We start from the raw sequence: 23,077 nt of genomic DNA on the forward strand, positions 1-23,077 counted from the left end.
CGAAGTTCAATGTAGTGAGTATTCCAATGTCAGAAAGCCAGAAAAAAGTGATCGTCGGCATGTCCGGCGGGGTTGATTCCTCAGTTTCCGCTTACCTGCTGCTCCAGCAAGGGTATAAGGTGGAAGGCCTGTTCATGAAGAACTGGGAAGAGGACGACGGCGAGGAATACTGCACCGCAGCGGCGGATCTTGCCGACGCGCAGGCCGTTTGCGATAAGCTGGGAATTGAACTTCACACCGTCAACTTTGCCGCAGAATACTGGGACAACGTATTCGAATTGTTCCTTGAAGAATATAAAGCCGGCCGCACGCCGAACCCGGATATTCTGTGCAATAAAGAAATTAAATTTAAAGCCTTCCTCGAATTTGCCGCAGAAGACCTCGGCGCTGACTACATCGCCACCGGGCACTACGTGCGCCGCGCCGACGTTAACGGCAAGAGCCAGCTGCTGCGCGGCCTCGACGGTAACAAAGACCAGAGCTACTTCCTTTATACTCTCAGCCACGAACAGATCGCGCAAAGCCTGTTCCCGGTAGGAGAGCTGGAAAAGCCGCAGGTGCGTAAAATCGCCGAAGAGCTGGATCTCATCACCGCGAAGAAAAAAGACTCGACCGGTATCTGTTTTATCGGCGAACGTAAATTCCGTGAATTCCTTGGCCGCTACCTGCCCGCCCAGCCGGGTAAAATTATCAGCGTTGACGGCGACGAAGTTGGCGAGCACCAGGGCCTGATGTACCACACGCTGGGTCAGCGTAAAGGCCTGGGCATCGGCGGCATCAAAGACGGCGGCGAAGACCCGTGGTACGTGGTCGACAAAGACGTCGAAAACAATATTCTGATTGTCGCCCAGGGCCACGACCATCCGCGTCTGATGTCCGTGGGGTTGATTGCTCAACAGCTGCACTGGGTAGACCGCGAGCCGCTGACCGGCACGCTGCGCTGCACGGTGAAAACCCGCTACCGCCAGACCGATATCCCCTGCAGCGTAAAAGCGCTGGATGACGACCGCATTGAAGTGATCTTTGATGAGCCGGTTGCCGCCGTCACGCCTGGCCAGTCTGCGGTCTTTTACCGCGACGAAGTCTGCCTCGGCGGTGGGATTATCGAACAGCGCTTGCCGCTGCAGGCTTGACAGACATATTAGCCGCGGAATGCCTCAACCGGGTATTCGGCGGTTTACAAGGAGAATGTGTGGCGAAGAATTATTATGACATTACGCTGGCGCTGGCCGGCGTTTGCCAGGCCGCGCGTCTGGTTCAGGAACTGGCGCACCAGGGGCACTGCGATAGCGACGCCCTGCATGTGTCGCTGAACAGCATCATCGACCTCGACCCGGATTCAACGCTGGCGGTGTTCGGTGGTAGTGAAGCCAATCTTCGTCTCGGGCTGGAAACTCTCATTGGCGTGCTGAATACCAGCAGTCGCCAGGGACTGAACGCCGAACTCACCCGCTATACTCTAAGCCTGATGGTGCTCGAGCGTAAGCTTGCCGCCAGCAAAGGGGCCATGGATACCCTCGGCAACCGTATCGGTGGCCTGCGTCGTCAGCTTGAACATTTCGATCTGCAATCCGAGACCCTGCTCAGCGCAATGGCCGGCATCTATGTTGATGTCATTAGCCCGCTGGGCCCGCGGATTCAGGTGACCGGCTCTCCAGCCGTGCTGCAAAGCCCTCAGGTTCAGGCGAAGGTTCGCTCTGCCCTGCTGGCAGGTATTCGCTCCGCGGTGCTCTGGCACCAGGTCGGCGGCGGACGTCTGCAGCTGATGTTTTCCCGTAATCGTCTGGTTAACCAGGCAAAACAAATTCTTGCTCATTTAACCCCGGAGTTGTGATCTATGGAATTATCCTCACTGACCGCCGTTTCCCCAGTCGACGGCCGCTACGGCGACAAAGTCAGCGCGCTGCGCGGTATCTTCAGCGAATTCGGTTTGCTGAAATTCCGCGTTCAGGTAGAAGTGCGTTGGTTGCAAAAACTGGCCGCGCACGCAGCGATCAAGGAAGTTCCTGCTTTTGCTGCCGACGCAAACGGTTACCTTGATAAAATCGTCGCCGATTTCAGCGTAGAAGATGCAGAGCGCATCAAAACGATCGAGCGCACCACCAACCACGACGTCAAAGCGGTTGAGTATTTCCTCAAGGAAAAAGTCGCCGACGTGGCAGAACTGCACGCGGTCTCCGAGTTTATCCACTTCGCCTGCACCTCCGAGGACATCAACAATCTGTCCCACGCGCTGATGCTGAAAACCGCCCGCGACGAAGTGATCCTGCCATACTGGCGCAAGCTGATCGACGCGGTTAAGGACCTGGCGGTACAGTATCGCGATATCCCGCTGCTTTCCCGCACCCACGGCCAGCCGGCCACGCCGTCCACCATGGGTAAAGAGATGGCGAACGTCGCTTACCGTATGGAGCGCCAGTATCGTCAGCTGAATCAGATTGAAATTCTTGGCAAAATCAACGGCGCGGTGGGGAACTATAACGCCCACATCGCCGCCTACCCGGAAGTTGACTGGCACCAGTTCAGCGAAGAGTTCGTCACCTCGCTGGGTATCCAGTGGAACCCGTACACCACCCAGATTGAACCGCACGACTATATCGCCGAACTGTTTGACTGCGTCGCCCGCTTCAACACCATCCTGATTGATTTCGATCGTGACGTGTGGGGCTATATCGCGCTCAACCATTTCAAACAGAAGACCATTGCCGGCGAAATCGGCTCTTCCACCATGCCGCATAAAGTGAACCCGATCGACTTCGAGAATTCCGAAGGCAACCTCGGTCTGGCCAATGCGGTGATGCAGCATCTGGCAAGCAAACTGCCGGTTTCCCGCTGGCAGCGCGACCTGACCGACTCCACCGTCCTGCGTAACCTCGGCGTGGGCATTGGCTACGCGCTGATCGCGTATCAATCCACCCTGAAAGGCGTGAGCAAGCTGGAGCTGAATCAGGACCGCCTGCTGGATGAACTGGACCACAACTGGGAAGTTCTGGCCGAGCCGATTCAGACCGTCATGCGTCGCTACGGCATCGAGAAGCCGTACGAGAAGCTGAAAGAGCTGACCCGCGGCAAGCGCGTTGATGCCGAAGGCATGCAGCAGTTCATCGACAGCCTGGCGCTGCCGGAAGCGGAAAAAGTTCGCCTGAAGGCCATGACCCCGGCTAACTATATCGGCCGTGCGACCACCATGGTTGACGAACTGAAGTAAACCTTTCCACCCTCTTTCCGCCGGGAAAGAGGGTTATTTTTCCTCCCCCTCATCTGCTCGTCGTCATCCCCCGGGTTATTAACCAGAACAGCAGCGCCAGCAGACTGACCGAAGCCCCCAGCAGGCAAACGCCCTGCCATCCCGCGCGCGCATATACCGCTGTCGTACTGACCGCGCCCAAACCGCTGCCAAGCGCATAAAACAGCATATACAAACCGACCAGCCTGCTGTGCGCTTCGGGACGGGTACGGAAAATCATGCTTTGATTGGTGACATGCAGCGCCTGACCGCCGAGATCCAGCAGTACAATGCCAACCAACAGCGCCGCGGGCGACCATGCCATCAGCGACAGCGGCCACCAGGCTATCAGCAACATCACCAGGGCCGCGGCGCTGGTGCGCTGCCCATATCCGCGATCGGCCCATTTACCGGCACGACCCGCTGCCAGAGCGCCGATGACCCCGACCAGGCCCAGGGCGCCAATCTCAGTATGGGTAAAGCGAAAGGGCGGAGCGCTTAATGGCAAAACCAGCGCACTCCAGAAGATACTGAAAGCGGCAAACATCAGTAATGCCAGCACGCCGCGCACCTGAAGCACTTTTTCCTGGCGCAGCAGAGCCAGCATGGATATCAACAGCCGCGGATAGCTCAGAGGGTTCGGCGCAGCCGCCAATACCGGCAGCCGACGCCACAGCGGAAGCGCAATGCCCAGCATCAGTAAAGCGGCCAAGATGTACACCCCGCGCCAGCCGAAGAGATCGCTAATCGACCCGGAGAATACCCGCGCCAGCAGCAGCCCGATAAATACTCCGCTTTGCGCAGCGCCCACCACGCGTCCCTGTTCATGGGGCGCGGCGGCGCTGGCGGCATACGCGATTAGCCCCTGGGTCATCGCGGTACCCAGCAGGCCAACGGCAAGCATACAGCCCAATAGCATCACGGCGGTGGAAGCCATACTCACCGCCGCCAGGGCAGCGATCAGTAAAATCACCTGCGTCGCCATCAGGCGGCGGCGATTCACCCTGTCGCCCAGCGGCACCAGCAGTAGCAACGCCAATGCGCAGCCAATCTGGGTCGCCGCAATCACCCCGCCAATCGCGGCGTCGCCGATCGCAAAATCTCGCGCTAGCGCGTCGAGCAGCGGTTGCGCGTAATACACGTTTGCCACGCTCAGGCCGCTGGCGATAGCAAACAGCCAGACCAGGCTGCGAGGCATAACCGTTTGCGGATCGCTTAGCACTGGAGATATCAGTGTCGCTTTCATGATGCCCACCTTGGTTGTCTGGTTTCAAAATAAAACCAGTTGAAGGCTAAAACATCAAGTTTTAAAATGCAACTACTTACCAGGCCGTTCGGAGAGCCCATGCCAACGCGTGAAAAAATGAAAAACGAAACCTGCCCCGTCGCCCGAAGCGTGGATATTATCGGCGATCGCTGGTCCTTGTTGATTGTACGCGACGCCTTTGATGGCATACGCCGCTTCAGCGATTTTCAGCGAAGCCTCGGTATGGCGCGTAATATTCTCTCTGACCGTCTGCACAAATTGGTAAACTCAGGTATTCTCACTATGCAATCCGCCTCGGATGGCACGGCTTATCAGGAATACGTACTGACGGCAAAAGGAGAGCGTTTGTTCCCCGTTGTCGTTGCGCTACGCCAGTGGGGAGAGCTGCATCTGTTTGCCCATGGGGAACCCCATTCCGTACTGATCGATAAACGTACGCTGCGCCCGATACCGATGATGTCGCCCGCGGCCGAAGATGGACTTGTCCTCACCGCCCAAGAGACCGAGGTACAAAAAATCGAATAAAATTCTTTATTTAACAGCTGTTTATATTAAAGGTGTATAATAAACGCTAAACTGTTCAATATCATAAATAAAATGGAGAACTGGCATGCGCGTACTCGTGGTTGAGGATAACGCTCTGCTGCGCCACCACCTGAAAGTTCAGCTGCAGGAGCTGGGACATCAGGTCGATGCGGCGGAAGACGCAAAGGAAGCGGATTACTATCTGGGTGAGCACGTTCCGGACATCGCCATCGTCGATCTTGGCCTGCCGGATGAAGACGGCCTTTCGCTGATTCGTCGCTGGCGCAGCCACGACGTGTCGGTGCCGGTGCTGGTGCTGACCGCCCGCGAAGGCTGGCAGGATAAGGTTGAGGTCCTGAGCGCCGGAGCGGATGATTACGTCACTAAGCCGTTCCATATCGAAGAGGTTGCCGCCCGCATGCAGGCGCTTCTGCGGCGTAATAGCGGCCTGGCATCACAGGTTATCTCCATTCCGCCTTTCCAGGTGGATCTGTCGCGTCGCGAGCTGTCGGTCAACGACCAGCCCATCAAGCTGACGGCATTTGAATACACCATTATGGAAACCCTGATCCGCAACCGGGGCAAAGTGGTCAGCAAAGATTCGCTGATGCTGCAGCTCTATCCCGACGCCGAGCTGCGCGAAAGCCATACCATTGATGTGCTGATGGGACGATTGCGCAAAAAAATACAGGCTGAGTATCCGCAGGATGTGATTACCACCGTGCGCGGTCAGGGCTATCTGTTCGAACTGCGCGGATGAAAGGGGTGCTGCGGCATATTCTGCCGCTGTCGTTACGCGTTCGCTTTCTGCTGGCGACGGCCGCCGTGGTGCTGGTGCTGTCACTCTCCTATGGCATGGTCGCGCTGGTGGGGTATAGCGTCAGTTTCGATAAAACCACCTTCCGCCTGCTGCGCGGCGAGAGCAATCTGTTCTATATGCTGGCGAAATGGGAAAACAACACCATCGATGTTGATATCCCCGAAAACCTGAATATGCAAAGCCCCACGGTGACGCTCATTTACGACGCCCGCGGCCAGCTGCTGTGGGCACAGCGCGACGTACCCTGGCTGGTAAAACGTATTCAACCGGACTGGCTCAAAAACAACGGCTTTCACGAAATTGAGGCCGACGTTGACAGCAGCAGTATGCTGCAGCACAACAACCATGAGATTCAACAACAGCTGGACGCCATTCGGCAAGAGGACGATGGCTCCGAAATGACCCACTCGGTGGCGATCAATATCTATCCGGCCACCAGCACCATGCCGCAGCTCAGTATCGTGGTTGTCGACACCATTCCGGTAGAGCTTAAGCGCTCCTACATGGTGTGGAGCTGGTTTATCTATGTCCTCGCGGCCAACCTGCTGCTGGTGATCCCGCTGCTGTGGGTCGCAGCATGGTGGAGCTTGCGCCCTATCGAATCGCTGGCCAAAGAGGTGCGCGAACTGGAGGAGCATCACCGCGAGATGCTCAATCCGAATACCACCCGCGAGCTGACGCGGCTGGTCAGCAACCTCAACCGCCTGCTGAAAAGCGAACGCGAACGCTATGATAAATACCGCACGACGCTGACCGACCTCACCCACAGTCTGAAAACCCCGCTCGCGGTGATGCAGAGCACGCTGCGTTCCATGCGCGGTGAGAAAATGAGCGTCAATGAAGCAGAGCCGGTGATGCTGGAGCAGATTAGCCGCATCTCGCAGCAGATTGGCTACTATCTGCATCGCGCCAGCATGCGCAGCGGCGGTTCGCTGCTCAGTCGCGAGCTGCATCCCATCGCTCCGCTCCTCGACAGTCTGACCTCGGCGCTGAATAAGGTCTATCAACGTAAAGGTGTGAACATTACCCTGGATATCTCCCCGGAAATCAGTTTTGTCGGTGAAAAGAATGATTTTATGGAGGTTATGGGCAATGTGCTCGATAACGCCTGTAAATACTGCCTTGAGTTTGTGGAAGTCTCCGTCCGGCAGACCAACGACAACCATCTGCATATTCTGGTTGAAGATGATGGCCCGGGGATCCCTGCCGCGATGCGCAGCGCGGTGTTCGACCGCGGCCAGCGCGCAGATACGCTGCGCCCCGGACAGGGCGTCGGTCTCTCGGTTGCCCGCGATATCGTAGCCCAGTACGATGGCCGCATCCTCGCCGAAGAGAGCCTGCTCGGCGGCGCCTGCATGGAAGTTATTTTTGGTCGCCAGGCACTGGAAGATAAAGAGAGCTAAAACAGTCGGTTTTTTAACGGCGCCTGCATCATGCTGGTGCCGCATCCGTTATAATCCCTAACAGACACCTGCTGTGGAATATAAATATGGATTATCAATTAACGCTTAACTGGCCCGACTTTATCGAACGCTACTGGCAAAAACGCCCGGTGGTGCTGAAACGGGGCTTTGCTAATTTCGTCGATCCGTTAAGCCCGGACGAACTGGCCGGACTGGCGATGGAGAGCGAAGTCGACAGTCGCCTGGTCAGTCATCAGGACGGTAAATGGCAGGTTAGCCACGGCCCCTTTGAGAGCTACGATCACCTGAGCGAGAATAACTGGTCGCTGCTGGTACAGGCAGTCAATAACTGGCATCAGCCAACGGCGGCGCTCATGCATCCGTTCCGCGCCCTGCCCGACTGGCGCATCGACGATCTGATGATCTCGTTTTCCGTCCCCGGCGGCGGTGTCGGTCCGCATCTCGACCAGTACGATGTGTTTATCATTCAGGGTACCGGCCGCCGCCGCTGGCGCGTGGGTGAAAAAGTGCCGATGAAACAGCACTGCCCGCACCCGGACCTGCTGCAGGTCGACCCGTTTGAAGCCATCATTGATGAAGAGATGGAGCCGGGCGATATTCTGTATATTCCGCCGGGGTTCCCGCACGAAGGCTACTCGCTGGAAAACTCGCTCAACTATTCAGTTGGCTATCGCGCGCCTAACGCGCGTGAGCTGTTCAGCGGCTTTGCTGATTATATTTTGCAGCGTGAACTGGGCAGCCAGCGTTACGCCGACCCGGACGTACCGTCTCGCGAGCACCCTGCGGATATTCTGCCCGCGGAGCTGGATCGCCTGCGCGATATGATGCTGGGGCTGATTAATCAGCCGGAGCACTTTAAGCAGTGGTTCGGCGAGTTTATCACCCAGTCCCGGCACGAGCTGGACGTGGCGCCGCCGGAGCCACCGTATCAGCCGGATGAAATTTACGATGCCCTGCAGCAGGGAGATAAGCTGACGCGTCTTGGGGGCCTGCGCGTGCTGCGGATTGATGGCCAGGTATTCGTCAACGGCGAGAAGATCAACTCTCCGCACCGTCCGGCGCTGGATGCTCTGGCAACCCACCTGACGCTAAACGCTGAGCATCTCGGCGATGCGCTGGAAGATCCCTCCTTCCTCGCCCTGCTGGCCGCGCTGGTCAACAGCGGCTACTGGTTCTTTGAGGACTGAGTCTTCGACTGCCCGGTGACGGCTGACGCCACACCGGGCCCGTAGCTTATAGCCTTCATGCGCCTCGTTTCGCCGTCAGCTCCGCAATACGTACAATCACCCGCACCGCCTTCTCCATGCCTTCAAGCGTCACAAACTCATGCTTGCCGTGGTAGTTATAGCCGCCGGTAAACAGATTCGGACACGGCAGACCCATAAAGGAGAGCTGCGCGCCGTCGGTACCGCCGCGAATCGGCTTCATCTGTGGATCGATCTGGCAATCCACCATCGCCTGACGGGCAATCTCCACCACGTGCGGGTGCGCCATCACTTTTTCATGCATATTGTAATAGCTGTCTTCGATGACCAGCTCAATATAGCAATCCGGATGCAGCCCCTTGCCGACCTTTTTGGCGATCTCCATCATTTTGCGCTTGCGGGCCTCAAACTGCTTGCGGTCAAAATCGCGGATGATGTAGTGCATATCGGCCCGATCGACCGTGCCTTTGATGCTGGCCAGATGGTAGAAGCCCTCATAGCCTTCGGTGGTTTCCGGCGCTTCGTCCGCTGGGACTTCGGCATGAATGCGCGCCGCCAGCGACAGCGCGTTGACCATCACCCCTTTCGCCGTACCGGGATGAACATTGTTGCCAACGATCTTAATCGTCACCGACGCGGCGTTAAAGTTCTCGAACTCCAGCTCACCCACGCCGCCACCGTCGACGGTATAGGCCCAGCAGGCGTCAAACGCGGCAACATCGAAATGCTTCGCCCCTTTGCCCACCTCTTCATCCGGGGTAAAGGCCACGCGAATATCGCCGTGAGGAATATTCTTCGCCTTTAGCGTCGCCAGCGCGGTCATGATCTCTGCGATACCGGCTTTATCATCGGCGCCGAGGAGCGTTTTACCATCGGTGGTGATCAGCGTCTGCCCGAGCAGCTGGTGCAGTATCGGGAACATCACCGGCGAGAGAACCTCATCGCCAATACCAAGCGCGATATCGCCGCCGCGATAGTTTTCTACGATCTGCGGATTCACGTGCTTGCCGCTGAAGTCAGGCGACGTATCGACATGAGAAATAAAGCCAATGGCCGGAATATCACCCTCAACGTTAGCTGGCAGGGTGCCCATGATCGTCCCTTTCTCACTCAGCGTCACATTCACCAGTCCCATTTCTTGCAGCTGCGCCTGAAGCAGACGTAGCAGCTTCCACTGACCTTCCGTGCTCGGTACCTGACGCACGCCCGGTTTCGACTGCGTGTCTAAAGAAACGTACTGCAAAAAACGCTCAAGCAATTTATCCATGTAGCCACCCTCTTTTTTTGTGACAACATTATTGATAAGCCGGAAAAACCAAATATTGCGTCAGGTCATTTTTAGCCCGGCAAATGAGAATTTAATACATTTCACACGATAATGTTGTAAAGGTAGTTCATCATGGCGCATCAATCATTGGCGATTACAATCGTTTGCCGTAGAATGCTCGGCCTTATTATTTTATGTGCAAAACCAAAGGTGGTTAACCACAAACCCCGCATCGGTAAGCTTTCCGCTGCGTCTACATGGGACAGAGTCGAAAATTGAATACACAACCGCGTTCGCGTTCTCCGCTGGTTCAGCTGGCGGGAATTCGCAAAAGCTTTGATGGTAAAACGGTTATCTCCGACCTCAATCTGACCATCAACAACGGTGAGTTTCTCACCCTGCTTGGCCCCTCTGGCTGCGGTAAAACAACCGTTCTTCGTCTTATCGCCGGACTGGAAAGCGTCGATAGCGGCCAAATCCATCTCGAAGATCACGATATCACCCATATCCCGGCGGAAAACCGCCACGTGAACACCGTCTTTCAAAGCTATGCGCTGTTTCCGCACATGACGGTGTTTGAAAACGTCGCCTTCGGCCTGCGTATGCAGAAAACCCCGACGGCGGACATCGCTCCCCGCGTGCACGATGCCCTGCGCATGGTGCAGCTTGAAGCGTTTGCTCAACGTAAACCGCATCAGCTGTCCGGCGGCCAGCAGCAGCGCGTGGCGATTGCCCGCGCGGTGGTGAACAAACCGCGCCTGCTGCTGCTTGATGAATCCCTCTCCGCCCTTGATTATAAACTGCGCAAGCAGATGCAGAACGAACTGAAGGCGCTGCAGCGTAAGCTCGGCATCACCTTCGTCTTCGTGACCCACGATCAGGAAGAAGCGCTGACCATGTCCGACCGTATCGTGGTGATGCGCGAGGGTAAAATCGAGCAGGACGGTACGCCGCGCGAAATCTACGAAGAACCGAAAAACCTGTTCGTCGCCAGCTTTATCGGCGAAATCAACATTTTCAGCGCCACGGTCATTGAACGGATTGACGATCGGCGGGTGCGCGCCAGCGTCGAAGGCCGCGAGTGCAATATCTACGTCAACTTCGCCGTTGAAAAAGGCCAGCGGCTTAACGTTCTGCTGCGCCCGGAAGACCTGCGCGTGGACGAGATCCACGACAGTAATGACGCCGATGGCCTGATAGGCTATATCCGCGAACGCAACTATAAAGGCATGACGCTGGAATCGGTGGTTGAACTGGAAAACGGTAAAATGGTGATGGTCAGCGAATTCTTTAATGAAGACGATCCTGATTTTGACCACTCTCTCGACCAGAAAATGGCCATTAACTGGGTAGAAAGCTGGGAGGTTGTGCTGGCCGATGAAGAACACCAGTAAATTCCAGAATGTGGCGATCGCCACCATCGTGGGCTGGCTTGTGCTGTTTGTCTTTCTGCCCAACCTGATGATCATCGCCACCAGCTTTCTGACCCGCGACGATACCAACTTCGTCAAGCTGGTCTTTACGCTGGACAACTACGCGCGCCTGCTCGACCCGCTCTACTACGACGTGCTGCTGCATTCGTTAAATATGGCGCTGCTGGCGACGCTGGCCTGCCTGGCGCTCGGCTACCCTTTCGCCTGGTTCCTGGCCAGGCTACCGGAGAAGGTGCGCCCGCTGATGCTGTTTCTGCTGATCGTGCCGTTCTGGACCAATTCGCTGATTCGTATCTACGGCCTGAAGATTTTCCTCAGCACCAAGGGCTACCTTAATGAATTTTTGCTGTGGCTGGGTATCATCGATACGCCGCTGCGCATCATGTACACCCCTTCGGCGGTGATTATCGGCCTGGTCTATATTCTGCTGCCGTTTATGGTGATGCCGCTCTACTCGAGCATCGAGAAGCTCGACCGCCCGCTGCTGGAAGCGGCAAAAGACCTTGGCGCCGGTAAGCTACAAACCTTTATCCGTATCATCATTCCGCTGACCATGCCGGGGATTATCGCCGGCTGCCTGCTAGTGATGCTTCCGGCCATGGGGCTGTTCTACGTTTCCGACCTGATGGGCGGCGCGAAGAACCTGCTGATTGGTAACGTGATTAAGAGCCAGTTCCTCAACATCCGCGACTGGCCGTTTGGCGCGGCGACCAGCATCACGCTTACGCTGGTGATGGGTCTGATGCTGCTGATTTACTGGCGCGCGGCGCGTTTACTGAATAAAAAGGTGGAGCTGGAATGATCGGTCGACTGCTGCGCGGCGGCTTTATGACCGCTATTTACGCGTATCTCTATATTCCCATTATTATTCTGATCGTTAACTCGTTTAACAGTTCACGCTTTGGCATTAACTGGCAGGGTTTTACCACCAACTGGTATAGCCTGCTGATGAACAACGACAGCCTGCTGCAGGCGGCGCAGCACTCGCTGACCATGGCGGTGCTCTCGGCGACCTTCGCTACGCTTATCGGCTCGCTGACCGCCGTGGCGCTGTACCGCTATCGCTTTCGCGGCAAGCCGTTCGTCAGCGGGATGCTGTTTGTGGTGATGATGTCGCCGGATATCGTGATGGCGATTTCGCTGCTGGTGCTGTTTATGCTGATCGGTATTCAGCTGGGATTCTGGTCGCTGCTGTTTTCCCACATCACCTTTTGCCTGCCCTTCGTGGTGGTCACGGTATTTTCGCGCCTGAAAGGTTTTGACGTGCGGATGCTGGAAGCAGCGAAAGATCTCGGCGCCAGCGAACTGACCATTCTGCGAAAGATCATTTTGCCGCTGGCGCTGCCCGCGGTGGCCGCAGGGTGGCTGCTGAGCTTTACCCTGTCGATGGATGATGTGGTGGTCTCTTCATTCGTCACCGGGCCGGGTTATGAGATCCTGCCGCTGAAGATCTATTCGATGGTTAAAGTTGGGGTATCGCCGGAGGTTAATGCGCTGGCGACCATTCTGTTGGTTCTGTCGCTGGTGATGGTTATTGCCAGCCAGATAATTGCACGTGATAAAACTCAGGGGACGTTAAAATGAAAAAATGGTCACGCCACCTGCTCGCTGCGGGCGCTCTGGCAGTCGGTATGAGCGCCGCGCACGCGGACGATAGCAAAACGCTCTATTTCTACAACTGGACCGAGTATGTCCCGCCGGGGCTGCTGGAACAGTTCACCAAAGAAACCGGCATCAAGGTGATCTATTCGACCTACGAGTCGAACGAAACCATGTACGCCAAGCTCAAAACCTATAAAGACGGCGCCTACGATCTGGTCGTGCCTTCCACCTACTTCGTCGACAAAATGCGTAAAGAGGGCATGCTGCAGAAGATCGACAAGAGCAAACTGAGCAACTTCAGCAATCTTGACCCTGAAATGCTCAACAAACCGTTCGACCCCAACAACGACTACTCCATTCCGTACATCTGGGGCGCGACGGCCATTGGGGTGAATAGCGAAGAGATCGATCCGAAGACCGTCACCAGCTGGGCGGATCTGTGGAAACCCGAGTATAAGAGCAGCCTGCTGCTGACCGACGACGCGCGCGAAGTGTTCCAGGTCGCACTGCGTAAACTGGGCTACTCCGGTAATACTACCGATCCGAAAGAGATTGAAGCGGCCTATAACGAGCTGAAAAAACTGATGCCGAACGTCGCGGCGTTCAACTCCGATAACCCGGCGAACCCGTATATGGAAGGCGAGGTCAACCTCGGCATGGTGTGGAACGGCTCCGCGTGGGTTGCGCGTCAGGCCGGTACGCCGCTGGAAGTCGTATGGCCGAAAGAAGGCGGCATCTTCTGGATGGATAGCCTGTCGATTCCGGCCAATGCCAAAAACGTCGATGGCGCGCTGAAGCTGATCAACTTCCTGCTGCGCCCGGAAGTCGCCAAACAGGTCGCGGAAACCATCGGCTACCCGACGCCAAACCTTGCCGCACGGAAGATGCTAAGCCCGGAAGTCGCCAACGATAAATCGCTCTACCCGGACGCCGCAACGATTCAGAAAGGCGAATGGCAGAACGATGTCGGCAGCGCCAGTACGCTTTATGAAGAGTATTATCAGAAGCTGAAGGCGGGTCGTTAATCACCTCACAGGTCGGGTAGCATGGTGCTTACCCGACCGCTTCGGGAAGTGCGTTTCTAGCTTCTCAACGGATGAATTCTTGATTTAACCAGCGCGTCTTCAACGTCAAAATCGGCCAGGGGATAGTTGGTCGCCACCAGATAAAATCGCCCATCCTGCGCCGGATATTCATGGACGTTGTAGTTCACCATTTTTGGCTGCTCGGCAGAGGCGTCTCCCCGGACGGAACAGGCGGCGTATTTCGAACGGACCCGGAGAGAGTGGCTTTTAATATCCCTGTGGATTTCGCCGTGATGCTCGTCGCCGAGGATCAGGTAGTCAACATATTCAGTGGCCATGGAGTTATTCCTTCTCTGTTGTCCGAGTGAAGAAACATGCCACAAATGTCTGTCTGATACTGTTTTGTTAATCACAGTGTTACATATATGTGAAATATATTAACGGCCAAATTAATACCAGCGCTGCCGCTTTGGCAACGGTGCCATGCACGGTGAAGCCAAACTCTTCAAACAGCGGCTCCGCCGGCGCAGACTCACCGAAGCTGGTCATGCCAACAATCGCGGTCGCTCTAGGACAGGTTCTGCGAATTACGATTCAGGAAAGCACGCCACAGGACTTCGGCAATGCCAGCCATACCCATCGGGGCACCCGGGTGAACGGTTTTGGCTTGCTGTACTGCGTTCATGCTCAGCGTACGAATAGCGTTAGCAAGTTCACATCTTGCGAACATCATACTGCTCCTGGCAGACAGAAAGGTTACAGCGTCCCCAACGCAACTGCGGCAATGCGGGAAAACAGAAAGCCGGACCGGTTAAATAGACCTCTGCTTAAACCCGTATTGACGTGCCGATTGAGGACGCTGTAAATTTTATGCGTTAACCTCACCCTCGAAGAGAGTCATCCTATTATCCCAGGCGTAGCCGGGCTCAGTACCACGCCGCAGCGGAATAATCTCTTCCGGGTGGTTAACCATCAGATGCACATCAACGAGGGTGAAAACTGAGCAGCCGTATCCCTCCGCCAAAAAAATCAATTAATTAAACCAGGCCACAACGTGTCCGAGCACGATGCCAACCACGCCAAAGTCCGCATCACCGAAAGTGGTGGATGCAAAGCCCAGGTCGCCCATCAGCGGCAGCAGAATGGCGGGCAAGAAAGAAATCAGTAAGCCTTGTGCAAACGCGCCAACAATGGCGCCACGGCGGCCGCCGCAGATATTGCCGTATACGCCCGCGGTTGCGCCGCAGAAGAAGTGCGGAACCAGGCCGGGAACAATCACGCTGAGGCCAAACAGTGGACACAGGAACATGCTCACCAGACCAGCGGCAAAACTCGACAAGAAGCCGACGATGACCGCATTCGGCGCGAACGGGAATACCGTTGGGCAATCAAGCGCCGGTTTAGCGTCTTTGACCAGCTTATCGGCAATACCTTTAAAGGCCGGGACGATTTCGGCAATCACCATGCGTACGCCGGCAAGAATGATCCATACCCCTGCGGCAAAGGTTAGCGACTGAATAATGGCGAAGATAATGAAGTTCTGACCGCCGCTAATGCTGGTTTCAACAAAGTTTTTCCCCGCCACCAGTACCAGAATCAGGAACAGAATCATCATAGTCAGCGAGATGGCCACCGATGAATCACGCAGAAAGTTCAGCGATTTCGGTACCTTCAATTCTTCAATCGACGGACTGCCTTTACCTATCGCTTTACCGACCAGCGCCGACAGCAGATAGCCGGTGGAACCAAAGTGTCCCAGAGCCAGATCGTCAGTGCCGGTAATTTTACAGGTAAAGGGCTGCAGGATTGCCGGGGAAACTACCATCATCGCGCCGAGGATCGCCGCGCCGAGAGCAACAACCCAGAAAGGCGTCAGGCCGCCAACGGACAGGATCACTGCCAGCATTGCCGACATATACAGCGTATGGTGACCGGTCAAAAAGATATATTTCAGCGGAGTAATGCGCGCCAGAACGATGTTAAACAGCATCCCCAGCACCATGATCATCGCTGTCGCCGTACCGTAGTTTTTTTGCGCCAGCGCGGCCATCGCATCGGTGTTGGGCACCACGCCCTGAATATGGAATGAATGTTCAAACAGCTGGCTAAATGTTGTTAACGTCGTGGCAATAATCGCCGCCCCTGATGTTAATATGACGAAACCCATAATCGTTTTCAGGGTCCCGGAAATAACATCAGAGATAGCCTTTTTCTGTAATAGCAAACCAATTAAAGAAAAAAGGCCGACCAGTATTGCTGGTGTGCCAAGCACATCATGAATAATAAACTGCAGCATAGAATGACTCCGTAGGGCCACAAGGAATTAATTAAAGGTTAGCCACAAGAATTTCTTTAATTTTATTATTATCCAACAGGTTATTTAAACCAAAAACCTGAGCGCTGTGCCCGGTCAGGTGCTCAGCGATATCTTTAGCGCTTAAAATAATATCTGCAGATTCGCTTTTTGCCGAAGTGAGATCGGTATGCGAGACTTCCGCCTCTTTACCTAACTCAGTAATGATTTTTTTGACGTTCATTTCAACAATGAAGCTGCTGCCTAAGCCATTACCGCATACAATCAAAATCTTCTTCATCACAAACCTCATTAACCATTGATAATATTGTTTATTTTTTCTTTCGTCGATGCCTTAAGCAGGCCATCAAGACACGCTTCGTCGCAGAAAATTTCCGCCAGCGCGGTAATCATTCGGATATGTTCATCGCCAGAAACCGCGCATAGCATAATCACGACAAAGATGGGATCATTTTCATCAGCATCAAAAGAAACGCCTTCCTTTATGTGCAATAAGGATAACCCATTTTTTTTAGCTCCCTGCTCCGGGCGTGCGTGAGGCATTGCCAGACCGGGGGCTAAAACATAATACGGACCTAATTCTTCATGGCTACGAAAAATAGCTTCAACATAGTTTTCATTAATTGATTCATCGACTAGCAACGGCTGCGCAGAAATAGTAATCGCCTGTTTCCAGTCGCTGACGCTATCAACGATTTGAATCTTCTTTTCTGTTAACCAGGTGGAAATCATAAATCCCCCGCTCTATTTCAATGTGGGCCTACTATAGTGGAATACTTTCCGGACTTACCGTGATCTGCATCGCAAAGTTAGCGCTAACACGATAAAATGTTAAAATACTTGTTACCGCTAACTTTATTAACCATACTCCTGGTGAGCTTTACGCATGAGCATTAGTAGTGCCCTGGTCGCTCGCCATCATTTACAATAGACCGGTGCGATTGGGTAAACAGGAGGAAATCAGTGCAGACGTTACAAACGGATGACGGCGCAAAAGAAAAACGCAGAAAGAACACCGGCAAAATCACGCTGGCAGAAGTCGCAAAGCTGGTGGGCGTCAGTACTATGACCGTATCCCGCGCGTTACGTATGCCTGAAAAGGTCAACCCAGAACTACGCACGCGCATCGAAGCCGCGGTCAGCGAACTCGGCTATGTGCCCAATTTGCAGGCCCGAAGCCTGGCTTCAGCAGACTCAACGCTGGTTATGGGCGTTGTCCCCTCTTTTTCATCGCCCGGTTTTATCGCCGCCTCGGAAACGCTACAAACCGTCCTCGCGCCGCAGGGCTATACCATGATGTTTATCGAATCTGGTCAGGGCGGGCAAAGTGAAGAGAAGGCTTTTCGGCAGATGCTGGCCTATAATCCGGCGGCAATCGTTCAGTTCAACATCGATAACGTTGACAGCTGTTCGCAGATGCTGATGAATGCCGGTATACCGATGGTAGAAATCGGCGCGATTAACCACGAAACGGCCGGTATTAGCATTGGGGTAGACTACTCCGCCGCGCTAAAAAAACTGGTCTCATCGCTGGCACAGGCGGGCTATAAAAACCTTGGTTTACTCTGCACGGCGTCAAACAACATCATGTTCAGGCAGGTATTAAGCGGCTGGAATAGTGCAATGCTCTCAATCAACCACTCTCCGCACCGGGTAGTGACGCCGCATTTACCTTCAGGGATCACCACCGGTTTCAATCTGCTGAATGATATTCGCATCACCTGGCCAGAGCTGGATGCGCTGATCTGTACCTCGGACGAGCTGGCCTGCGGCTGTATTATGGCCTGTCATAACGCGGGAATTAAGGTTCCGGATACCCTGGCGTTGGCCAGCCTAAGCGGCGGTACGCTTGCCGCGGTCTGCTCGCCGGCGTTAACTGCGGTAGAGTTTCCATGGAACGAGGCGGGAACCGTTGCTGGTAAAACGCTGCTGGATTTACTGGCTGGAAATACGCTGGAGAGCGCCATTGAGCTCCCCTCCAGCCTGAAGGTCCGCGCCAGCAGCAGAAAGCCGCTGCGCTAAAACGTTAAAACGCTTTCAGTAGCTTGCCTATAAACTCCGGCACCACTTCGCTTGCCAGGCCATAGTGTTTTTCGGCAAATTCGCTGCCCACCTGACTTGGCTCGAGGTTGAGTTCTACCGTATGGGCGCCCTGCAGCCGCGCTTCGTGAACAAAGCCTGCCGCCGGATAAACGTGCCCGGAAGTGCCGATGGCGATAAAGATATCGCACTCGGCCAGCGCAAGGTAGATCTCATCCATATCCAGCGGCATCTCGCCGAACCACACCACGTGCGGGCGCAGCGGCGCGGGGAACTGGCAGCAGTGGCATTTGTCCTCCGTCGTCACATCGCCGGTCCACGCCAGCACCTGGCCGCTCCACGAGCAGCGCACCTTCAGCAGCTCGCCGTGCATATGAATCACCCGGCGATTGCCCGCGCGCTCGTGCAGATTATCGATATTCTGGGTGACCAGCAGAAAACGATCGCCCAGCGCCTCTTCCAGCCGCGCCAGCGCCTGATGTGCCGCGTTGGGCACGATGTCCGGTCCTTGCAGCTGGCGGCGGCGGTCATTGTAAAACGCCTGCACCAGCGCCGGATCGCGGGCGAAGCCTTCCGGCGTCGCCACGTCTTCCACCCTATGCTCTTCCCACAGGCCATCGGCGGCGCGGAAGGTTTTAATTCCCGACTCTGCCGAAATACCCGCGCCGGTTAGCACCACGACTCTTGGTTTTTCCATCGTTTCAGGGGTCTCCTTATCTTCGCCGAAGAAAATCCGCTGACGCAGACGGTCTCGTAACCGACGCTTATTGCGGCGAAATCGGCTTAATCGATGTAAGCGGCGCGACTGCATAGCTACCTCTGTCGTTATTGAGTCAGATGAAGGAAGGCCGCACCGCGCATGCCTCCGGCATCGCCATGGCGCGCGCGCTCAATGCGCGGCACGCTGGCAACGGGAAGCAGATGTCGCGGCAGGCGCTGCGCCAGCCCTTCGGTTATTGCTGTAAAGTTAGACAATCCACCGCCAAGCACCAGCAGATCCGGGTCGACAATCGTTAAAATATTGCCCAGGCATACCGCCAGTAAATCGAGATAGCGCTCGACGTGCTCGCGCGCCTTCGCGTCGCCCTGCTGCCATAGCGCGACGATCTCGGGCGAGGTTAAAGCGTGTTGGTAAAAATGTTCATACAGCCAGGCGAAGCCGCGTCCGGAAAGGTAGTTTTCAATGCAGCCCAGCTGGCCGCAGCCGCAGCGCGTAAGCGGAAAATCGCGCCCCACCACCTCCAGCGCATCCACCGGCAGGCGGATATGGCCAAATTCGCCGGTAATATAGCGATGCCCGGTAATCGATTTTCCGTTGAGCACCAGACCCCCGCCAACCCCGGTGCCGAGGATCATCCCCATCACCAGCGGATATTGGGTGAACTCGTCATCCCACGCTTCGGAGAGGGCAAAACAGTTGGCGTCGTTATCAAGCCGCACATCGCGGCCCAGACGTTCGCTCAGATCGGCCCGCAGCCGCCTGCCGCTGGCGGCGGGCACGTTGGCGGCGTAGAGCGTGCCGTCTTCCGTCTCCGGCATGCCCGGAATACCGATGCCCACCGAGCCCTGGCAGCCGAAGCGCTGGTCGGCTTCCTCAACCAGCTCCTCTACCGCCTGCAAAAATGCTTCGTAGCTCTCTTTCGGCGTGGCGACGCGTTTTTCCCACTGCAGCCGCCGCGATTTATCAAATACGCCCAGCGCTATCTTGCTGCCGCCAATGTCAAATCCATAGTACATTTCAGCAATTCCTCTTTACTGGTCAGCAAAGCCGACCATGACGATAAATTACTGGCCACTCAGCACCCTCGCCGGGTCAATGCGGCTGGCGCGGCGGGCGGGATACCAGCTGGCCAGCAAACTCAGCAACAGTGCCGTCACCAGCACGTAAACGACGTCCAGCCAGTGCAGTTCAGACGGCAGGAAGTCAATAAAATAGATGTCGCCGGAGAGGAATTTATGCCCGATCAGGCTCTCAATACCGTTAATGATTGCGGTCAGCTTAAAGGCGCAGATAACGCCAATCGCCACCCCAATCAGGCTTCCTACCGAACCGGCAAGTAAACCATACCATACGAAAATCGCGCGGATCAGCCCGTCTTTTGCGCCAAGCGTGCGCAGCACCGCAATATCGCCGCTTTTATCTTTCACCGCCATCACCAGGGTCGAGACGATGTTAAAGCAGGCCACGCCAATCACCAGCACCATCGCCAGGTACATAATGGCGCGGATCATCTGAATGTCCCGGTACATATAGCCGTAGGTGCCTATCCAGCTCTTGATATAAACGTAGCTATTGGTCACCTGGCCCGCATCGCGTACCAGGGTGTTGGCATGAAACACGTCGGTCACTTTGATGGCGATCCCCGTCACGCTGCTGCCCATATCAAGGTACTGCTGCGCATCCTGCATGGGAATCATGGCAAAACTATGATCGAGCTGTCCGCTTAGCTGCAAAATACCGGCAACGTGAAGCCTGACGCGCTTTGGCTGCAGCAGCTGATGCTCGGCATCGGAGTTAGGGATCATAATTGACACCCAGTCCCCCTGCTTAACGTGCAGGGCATCGGCGACGCCTTTACCAAGGATCACCTGCTGTTCGCCGGCTTTAAAGCTGGCCCACGCATTGTTCTGCACAAAGTTGGGCAGAGAACTGAGACGGCTCTCCTGCTGCGGGTCAACGCCTTTCACCTGGATGGCGCGCATATTGCTGCCGCTCTCCACCAGCCCGGTGAAGTTAATATATGGCGCCGCGGCAACGATGCCTTTGACCTTCTCAACCTTCGCCAGCGCCTCGTTCCAGTTGTTCCACGGCTGGTTCACCGGTTCAATCTCACCGTGCGGGACCACCGCCAGAATGCGGTTGTTGAGCTCGCGTTCGAAGCCGTTCATCGCGCTCAGGCCAACGATCAACACCGCCACGCCCAGCGCGATACCGATCGTCGAAATAACCGAAATCAGCGACACCATCCCACCGCGCCGCCGTCCACGGCTGAAGCGCAGGGCAATCAATAACGATAACGGAGAAGCCATTACTCAGCCCCCATCAGGGAGAGTTCGGCTGTCAGGCGCCCGTCGCGCATCTCCAGCTGGCGGCTCATGCGTTTTGCCAGCTGCAGGTCGTGGGTCACCACCAGGAAGGCGGTACGCTGCGCCACGTTCAGCTCGCCAAGCAGCTGAAAAATGCTGTCGGCGTTGCGGGCGTCAAGGTTACCTGTGGGCTCGTCCGCCAGCACCAGGCGCGGTTTATTCACCAGCGCGCGGGCAATCGCAACGCGCTGACGCTCGCCGCCGGAGAGCTCCGACGGACGGTGGTCGCTGCGGTGCTCAAGCCCGACGGCGCGCAGCATCGCTTTCGCCTGCCGCTCGATATCCGCCGCCTTCTGCTTACCAATCAGCAGCGGCATCGCCACGTTTTCCAGCGCGGTGAAATCCGGTAAGAGGTGGTGAAACTGATAGATAAAGCCCAGTTCGCGGTTGCGCAGATCGGCGCGGGCGGCGGCGGAGAGCTGGCTCATCGGCTGGCCGGAAAAGATAACGTCGCCGGAGGTCGGCGTATCCAGCCCGCCAAGCAGATGCAGCAGCGTACTTTTGCCGGAACCGGAGGTACCGACAATCGCCATCATCTCGCCCTCCTCAATGCTGAAGCTGACATCATGCAACACGTCGGTTTGCACGGTGCCTTCCTGATAGCGCTTGCACAGGTTGTCGCATTGCAGCAGGATCTTATTCATAACGTAAAGCCTCAGCGGGTTGAGTGGCGGCAGCGCGCCATGAAGGATACAACGTAGAGAGTAATGCCAGCACCATTGCCACCAGGGCAATCACAATGACCTGCAGCGGCTCAATGGCCACCGGCAGCGCGGCGCCGTCGAGGAACGCGCCGATAATCGGCATCAAATTATTCAGCTGGCTGGCCAGCAGCGCGCCCAGCCCGGCGCCAAGCAGCGCGCCGACGATCCCGGCGCTCGCGCCCTGGACCATAAAGACCAGCATGATCTGCCGCGGCGTCAGGCCGAGGGTCTGGAGAATCGCCACCTCGCCCTGCTTTTCCATCACCATCATTCCCAGAGAGGTAATGATGTTAAAGGCGGCGACGGCGACGATCAGGCTCAGCAGCAGGCCCATCATATTTTTTTCCATCCGCACGGCCTGGAACAGTTCGCCTTTACGCTCGCGCCAGTCCTGCCATTTGGTCCCTTCCGGCAGCGTCTGCTGGCTGAGGGTATCCACCTGTAAAGGCTGATTCAGCCACAGCCGCCAGCCGGTAATATTTCCCTGCGGGTAGCGCATCAGGCGCGAGGCGTCGTCGATGTTGGTCAACATTTGATAACCATCGACTTCACTGCTGGCCGCAAAGGTACCGATCACGTTAAACAGGCGCTGGCTGGGAAGCCGCCCCATCGGGGTAAACTGGCTGGCGGAAGGCACCATCACGCGGATTTGATCGCCGCGATTGACGCCCAGCTGTCCTGCCAGCTGTTCACCCAGGATGACGTTATACTTGCCGGCCTGCAGATCGCTCTGCTTGACGTTAACCAGGTAGGGCGTCAGGGGATCTTTTTGCGCCGGGTCGATGCCGAGCATCACGCCGACCGCCACGCTGCGGGCGCTTTGCAGCACCACATCGCCGGTGGTCAGCGGCGCCACGCGGGTGACCCCCTGTAATCTGGCCGCGCTTTCCGGCAGCTGTTGCGGGTTTACAGACCCCTGCTTGGCGCTAAGAATGGCCTGCGGCATCAGCCCCAGGATGTTGTTTTGCAGCTCGCGTTCAAAGCCGTTCATCACCGAAAGAACGGTCACCAGCGCCATCACGCCAAGCGTAATGCCGATGGTCGAAAGCCAGGAGACGAAACGACCGAAGCGGTCGGCTGCGCGCCCACGCATATAGCGAAGGCCGATAAAGAGTGCGGCAGGTTGATACATGTAATC

23 protein-coding genes and 1 pseudogene are annotated in these 23,077 nt (G+C 56.1%); 12 read left to right on the plus strand and 12 right to left on the minus strand.

The window, feature by feature from the left end:
- The first annotated feature begins 26 nt into the window (after positions 1-26).
- Genes mnmA through purB form a run of 3 tightly spaced genes read left to right on the plus strand, consistent with a single transcriptional unit; the run spans position 27 to position 3,208 of the window.
- Positions 27-1,133 carry a tRNA 2-thiouridine(34) synthase MnmA gene (gene mnmA / locus ABLV30_RS01630; RefSeq protein ID WP_004849976.1) on the plus strand — a complete coding sequence of 369 codons (1,107 nt, stop codon included), beginning with the start codon at positions 27-29 and terminating at the stop codon, positions 1,131-1,133.
- Between the two features lie 59 nt (positions 1,134-1,192).
- Positions 1,193-1,834 (plus strand): high frequency lysogenization protein HflD, encoded by a 642-nt coding sequence (hflD, locus tag ABLV30_RS01635; protein ID WP_004131471.1) that lies wholly within the window; start codon positions 1,193-1,195, stop codon positions 1,832-1,834.
- A gap of 3 nt (positions 1,835-1,837) precedes the next feature.
- On the plus strand, positions 1,838-3,208 hold the full coding sequence (purB, locus tag ABLV30_RS01640; protein ID WP_004131470.1) for an adenylosuccinate lyase: 1,371 nt from the start codon (positions 1,838-1,840) through the stop codon (positions 3,206-3,208).
- Between the two features lie 49 nt (positions 3,209-3,257).
- On the opposite strand, the gene ABLV30_RS01645 is transcribed toward purB, so the two are convergent.
- Positions 3,258-4,472 (minus strand): MFS transporter, encoded by a 1,215-nt coding sequence (locus tag ABLV30_RS01645; RefSeq protein WP_265800909.1) that lies wholly within the window; start codon positions 4,470-4,472, stop codon positions 3,258-3,260.
- Positions 4,473-4,571: 99 nt separating this feature from the next.
- On the opposite strand from ABLV30_RS01645, the gene ABLV30_RS01650 reads away from it, so the two are divergent.
- From ABLV30_RS01650 to ABLV30_RS01665, 4 genes are all read left to right on the plus strand, one after another.
- Entirely contained in the window at positions 4,572-5,018 is a 447-nt protein-coding gene (locus ABLV30_RS01650; RefSeq protein WP_014228871.1) for a helix-turn-helix domain-containing protein, read from the plus strand.
- An 85-nt stretch (positions 5,019-5,103) separates the two neighbouring features.
- Positions 5,104-5,778 (plus strand): two-component system response regulator PhoP, encoded by a 675-nt coding sequence (gene phoP / locus ABLV30_RS01655; RefSeq protein ID WP_004101181.1) that lies wholly within the window; start codon positions 5,104-5,106, stop codon positions 5,776-5,778.
- Positions 5,775-7,241, plus strand: a complete 1,467-nt coding sequence (gene phoQ, locus ABLV30_RS01660; protein ID WP_004849971.1) for a two-component system sensor histidine kinase PhoQ — start codon at positions 5,775-5,777, stop codon at positions 7,239-7,241. The genes phoP and phoQ overlap by 4 nt, the downstream gene beginning before the upstream one ends.
- Before the next feature lie 86 nt (positions 7,242-7,327).
- On the plus strand, positions 7,328-8,449 hold the full coding sequence (locus ABLV30_RS01665; protein WP_032749569.1) for a cupin domain-containing protein: 1,122 nt from the start codon (positions 7,328-7,330) through the stop codon (positions 8,447-8,449).
- A 55-nt stretch (positions 8,450-8,504) separates the two neighbouring features.
- Here ABLV30_RS01665 and pepT read toward each other — a convergent pair whose 3' ends face one another.
- Positions 8,505-9,734 carry a peptidase T gene (gene pepT, locus ABLV30_RS01670; RefSeq protein ID WP_224266647.1) on the minus strand — a complete coding sequence of 410 codons (1,230 nt, stop codon included), beginning with the start codon at positions 9,732-9,734 and terminating at the stop codon, positions 8,505-8,507.
- 257 nt (positions 9,735-9,991) lie between these two features.
- Here pepT and potA point away from each other — a divergent pair, with 257 nt between their 5' ends.
- The 4 genes from potA to potD are packed head-to-tail and all read left to right on the plus strand — an operon-like array spanning position 9,992 to position 13,794.
- Positions 9,992-11,128, plus strand: a complete 1,137-nt coding sequence (gene potA / locus ABLV30_RS01675; RefSeq protein WP_014228869.1) for a spermidine/putrescine ABC transporter ATP-binding protein PotA — start codon at positions 9,992-9,994, stop codon at positions 11,126-11,128.
- Complete coding sequence (potB, locus tag ABLV30_RS01680; protein ID WP_004849963.1) at positions 11,112-11,969, plus strand: spermidine/putrescine ABC transporter permease PotB; 858 nt, start codon at positions 11,112-11,114, stop codon at positions 11,967-11,969. Before potA ends, potB begins: the two co-directional genes overlap by 17 nt.
- Positions 11,966-12,751 (plus strand): spermidine/putrescine ABC transporter permease PotC, encoded by a 786-nt coding sequence (potC, locus tag ABLV30_RS01685; RefSeq protein ID WP_004849960.1) that lies wholly within the window; start codon positions 11,966-11,968, stop codon positions 12,749-12,751. The genes potB and potC overlap by 4 nt, the downstream gene beginning before the upstream one ends.
- Positions 12,748-13,794, plus strand: a complete 1,047-nt coding sequence (potD, locus tag ABLV30_RS01690; RefSeq protein WP_004849958.1) for a spermidine/putrescine ABC transporter substrate-binding protein PotD — start codon at positions 12,748-12,750, stop codon at positions 13,792-13,794. Before potC ends, potD begins: the two co-directional genes overlap by 4 nt.
- 56 nt (positions 13,795-13,850) lie before the next feature.
- Here the strand turns inward: potD and ABLV30_RS01695 are convergent, their stop codons facing one another.
- The 5 genes and pseudogenes from ABLV30_RS01695 to ABLV30_RS01715 all read right to left on the minus strand — a co-directional run bounded on the left by ABLV30_RS01695 (position 13,851) and on the right by ABLV30_RS01715 (position 16,840).
- The gene (locus ABLV30_RS01695) at positions 13,851-14,132 is read right to left on the minus strand and encodes a hypothetical protein (RefSeq protein WP_004131449.1); all 282 of its coding nucleotides are present in this window, start codon (positions 14,130-14,132) and stop codon (positions 13,851-13,853) included.
- A 233-nt stretch (positions 14,133-14,365) separates the two neighbouring features.
- Positions 14,366-14,524 (minus strand): annotated as a pseudogene (locus tag ABLV30_RS01700) (hypothetical protein); the annotation flags it as partial.
- A 303-nt stretch (positions 14,525-14,827) separates the two neighbouring features.
- The gene (locus ABLV30_RS01705) at positions 14,828-16,090 is read right to left on the minus strand and encodes a PTS ascorbate transporter subunit IIC (RefSeq protein ID WP_265800904.1); all 1,263 of its coding nucleotides are present in this window, start codon (positions 16,088-16,090) and stop codon (positions 14,828-14,830) included.
- Positions 16,091-16,121: 31 nt separating this feature from the next.
- Entirely contained in the window at positions 16,122-16,388 is a 267-nt protein-coding gene (locus ABLV30_RS01710) for a PTS sugar transporter subunit IIB (RefSeq protein WP_025106924.1), read from the minus strand.
- Between the two features lie 11 nt (positions 16,389-16,399).
- A complete protein-coding gene (locus ABLV30_RS01715) occupies positions 16,400-16,840 on the minus strand; it encodes a PTS sugar transporter subunit IIA (protein ID WP_025106923.1) in 441 nt (146 codons plus the stop codon).
- Between the two features lie 231 nt (positions 16,841-17,071).
- On the opposite strand from ABLV30_RS01715, the gene ABLV30_RS01720 reads away from it, so the two are divergent.
- Entirely contained in the window at positions 17,072-18,130 is a 1,059-nt protein-coding gene (locus ABLV30_RS01720) for a LacI family DNA-binding transcriptional regulator (RefSeq protein WP_265800900.1), read from the plus strand.
- Positions 18,131-18,134: 4 nt separating this feature from the next.
- Here the strand turns inward: ABLV30_RS01720 and cobB are convergent, their stop codons facing one another.
- Genes cobB through lolC form a run of 5 tightly spaced genes read right to left on the minus strand, consistent with a single transcriptional unit; the run spans position 18,135 to position 23,071 of the window.
- Entirely contained in the window at positions 18,135-18,959 is an 825-nt protein-coding gene (gene cobB, locus ABLV30_RS01725) for a Sir2 family NAD+-dependent deacetylase (RefSeq protein ID WP_047724090.1), read from the minus strand.
- A 14-nt stretch (positions 18,960-18,973) separates the two neighbouring features.
- Positions 18,974-19,885 (minus strand): N-acetylglucosamine kinase, encoded by a 912-nt coding sequence (gene nagK, locus ABLV30_RS01730; RefSeq protein WP_032693895.1) that lies wholly within the window; start codon positions 19,883-19,885, stop codon positions 18,974-18,976.
- A gap of 48 nt (positions 19,886-19,933) precedes the next feature.
- Entirely contained in the window at positions 19,934-21,178 is a 1,245-nt protein-coding gene (gene lolE, locus ABLV30_RS01735; protein WP_032721372.1) for a lipoprotein-releasing ABC transporter permease subunit LolE, read from the minus strand.
- Complete coding sequence (lolD, locus tag ABLV30_RS01740; protein ID WP_014228855.1) at positions 21,178-21,879, minus strand: lipoprotein-releasing ABC transporter ATP-binding protein LolD; 702 nt, start codon at positions 21,877-21,879, stop codon at positions 21,178-21,180. Before lolD ends, lolE begins: the two co-directional genes overlap by 1 nt.
- Complete coding sequence (lolC, locus tag ABLV30_RS01745; RefSeq protein ID WP_004849945.1) at positions 21,872-23,071, minus strand: lipoprotein-releasing ABC transporter permease subunit LolC; 1,200 nt, start codon at positions 23,069-23,071, stop codon at positions 21,872-21,874. The genes lolD and lolC overlap by 8 nt, the downstream gene beginning before the upstream one ends.
- Positions 23,072-23,077: the final 6 nt, after the last annotated feature.

This window comes from Klebsiella sp. CN_Kp113 (assembly GCF_040064585.1).
Classification (GTDB): domain Bacteria; phylum Pseudomonadota; class Gammaproteobacteria; order Enterobacterales; family Enterobacteriaceae; genus Klebsiella; species Klebsiella michiganensis.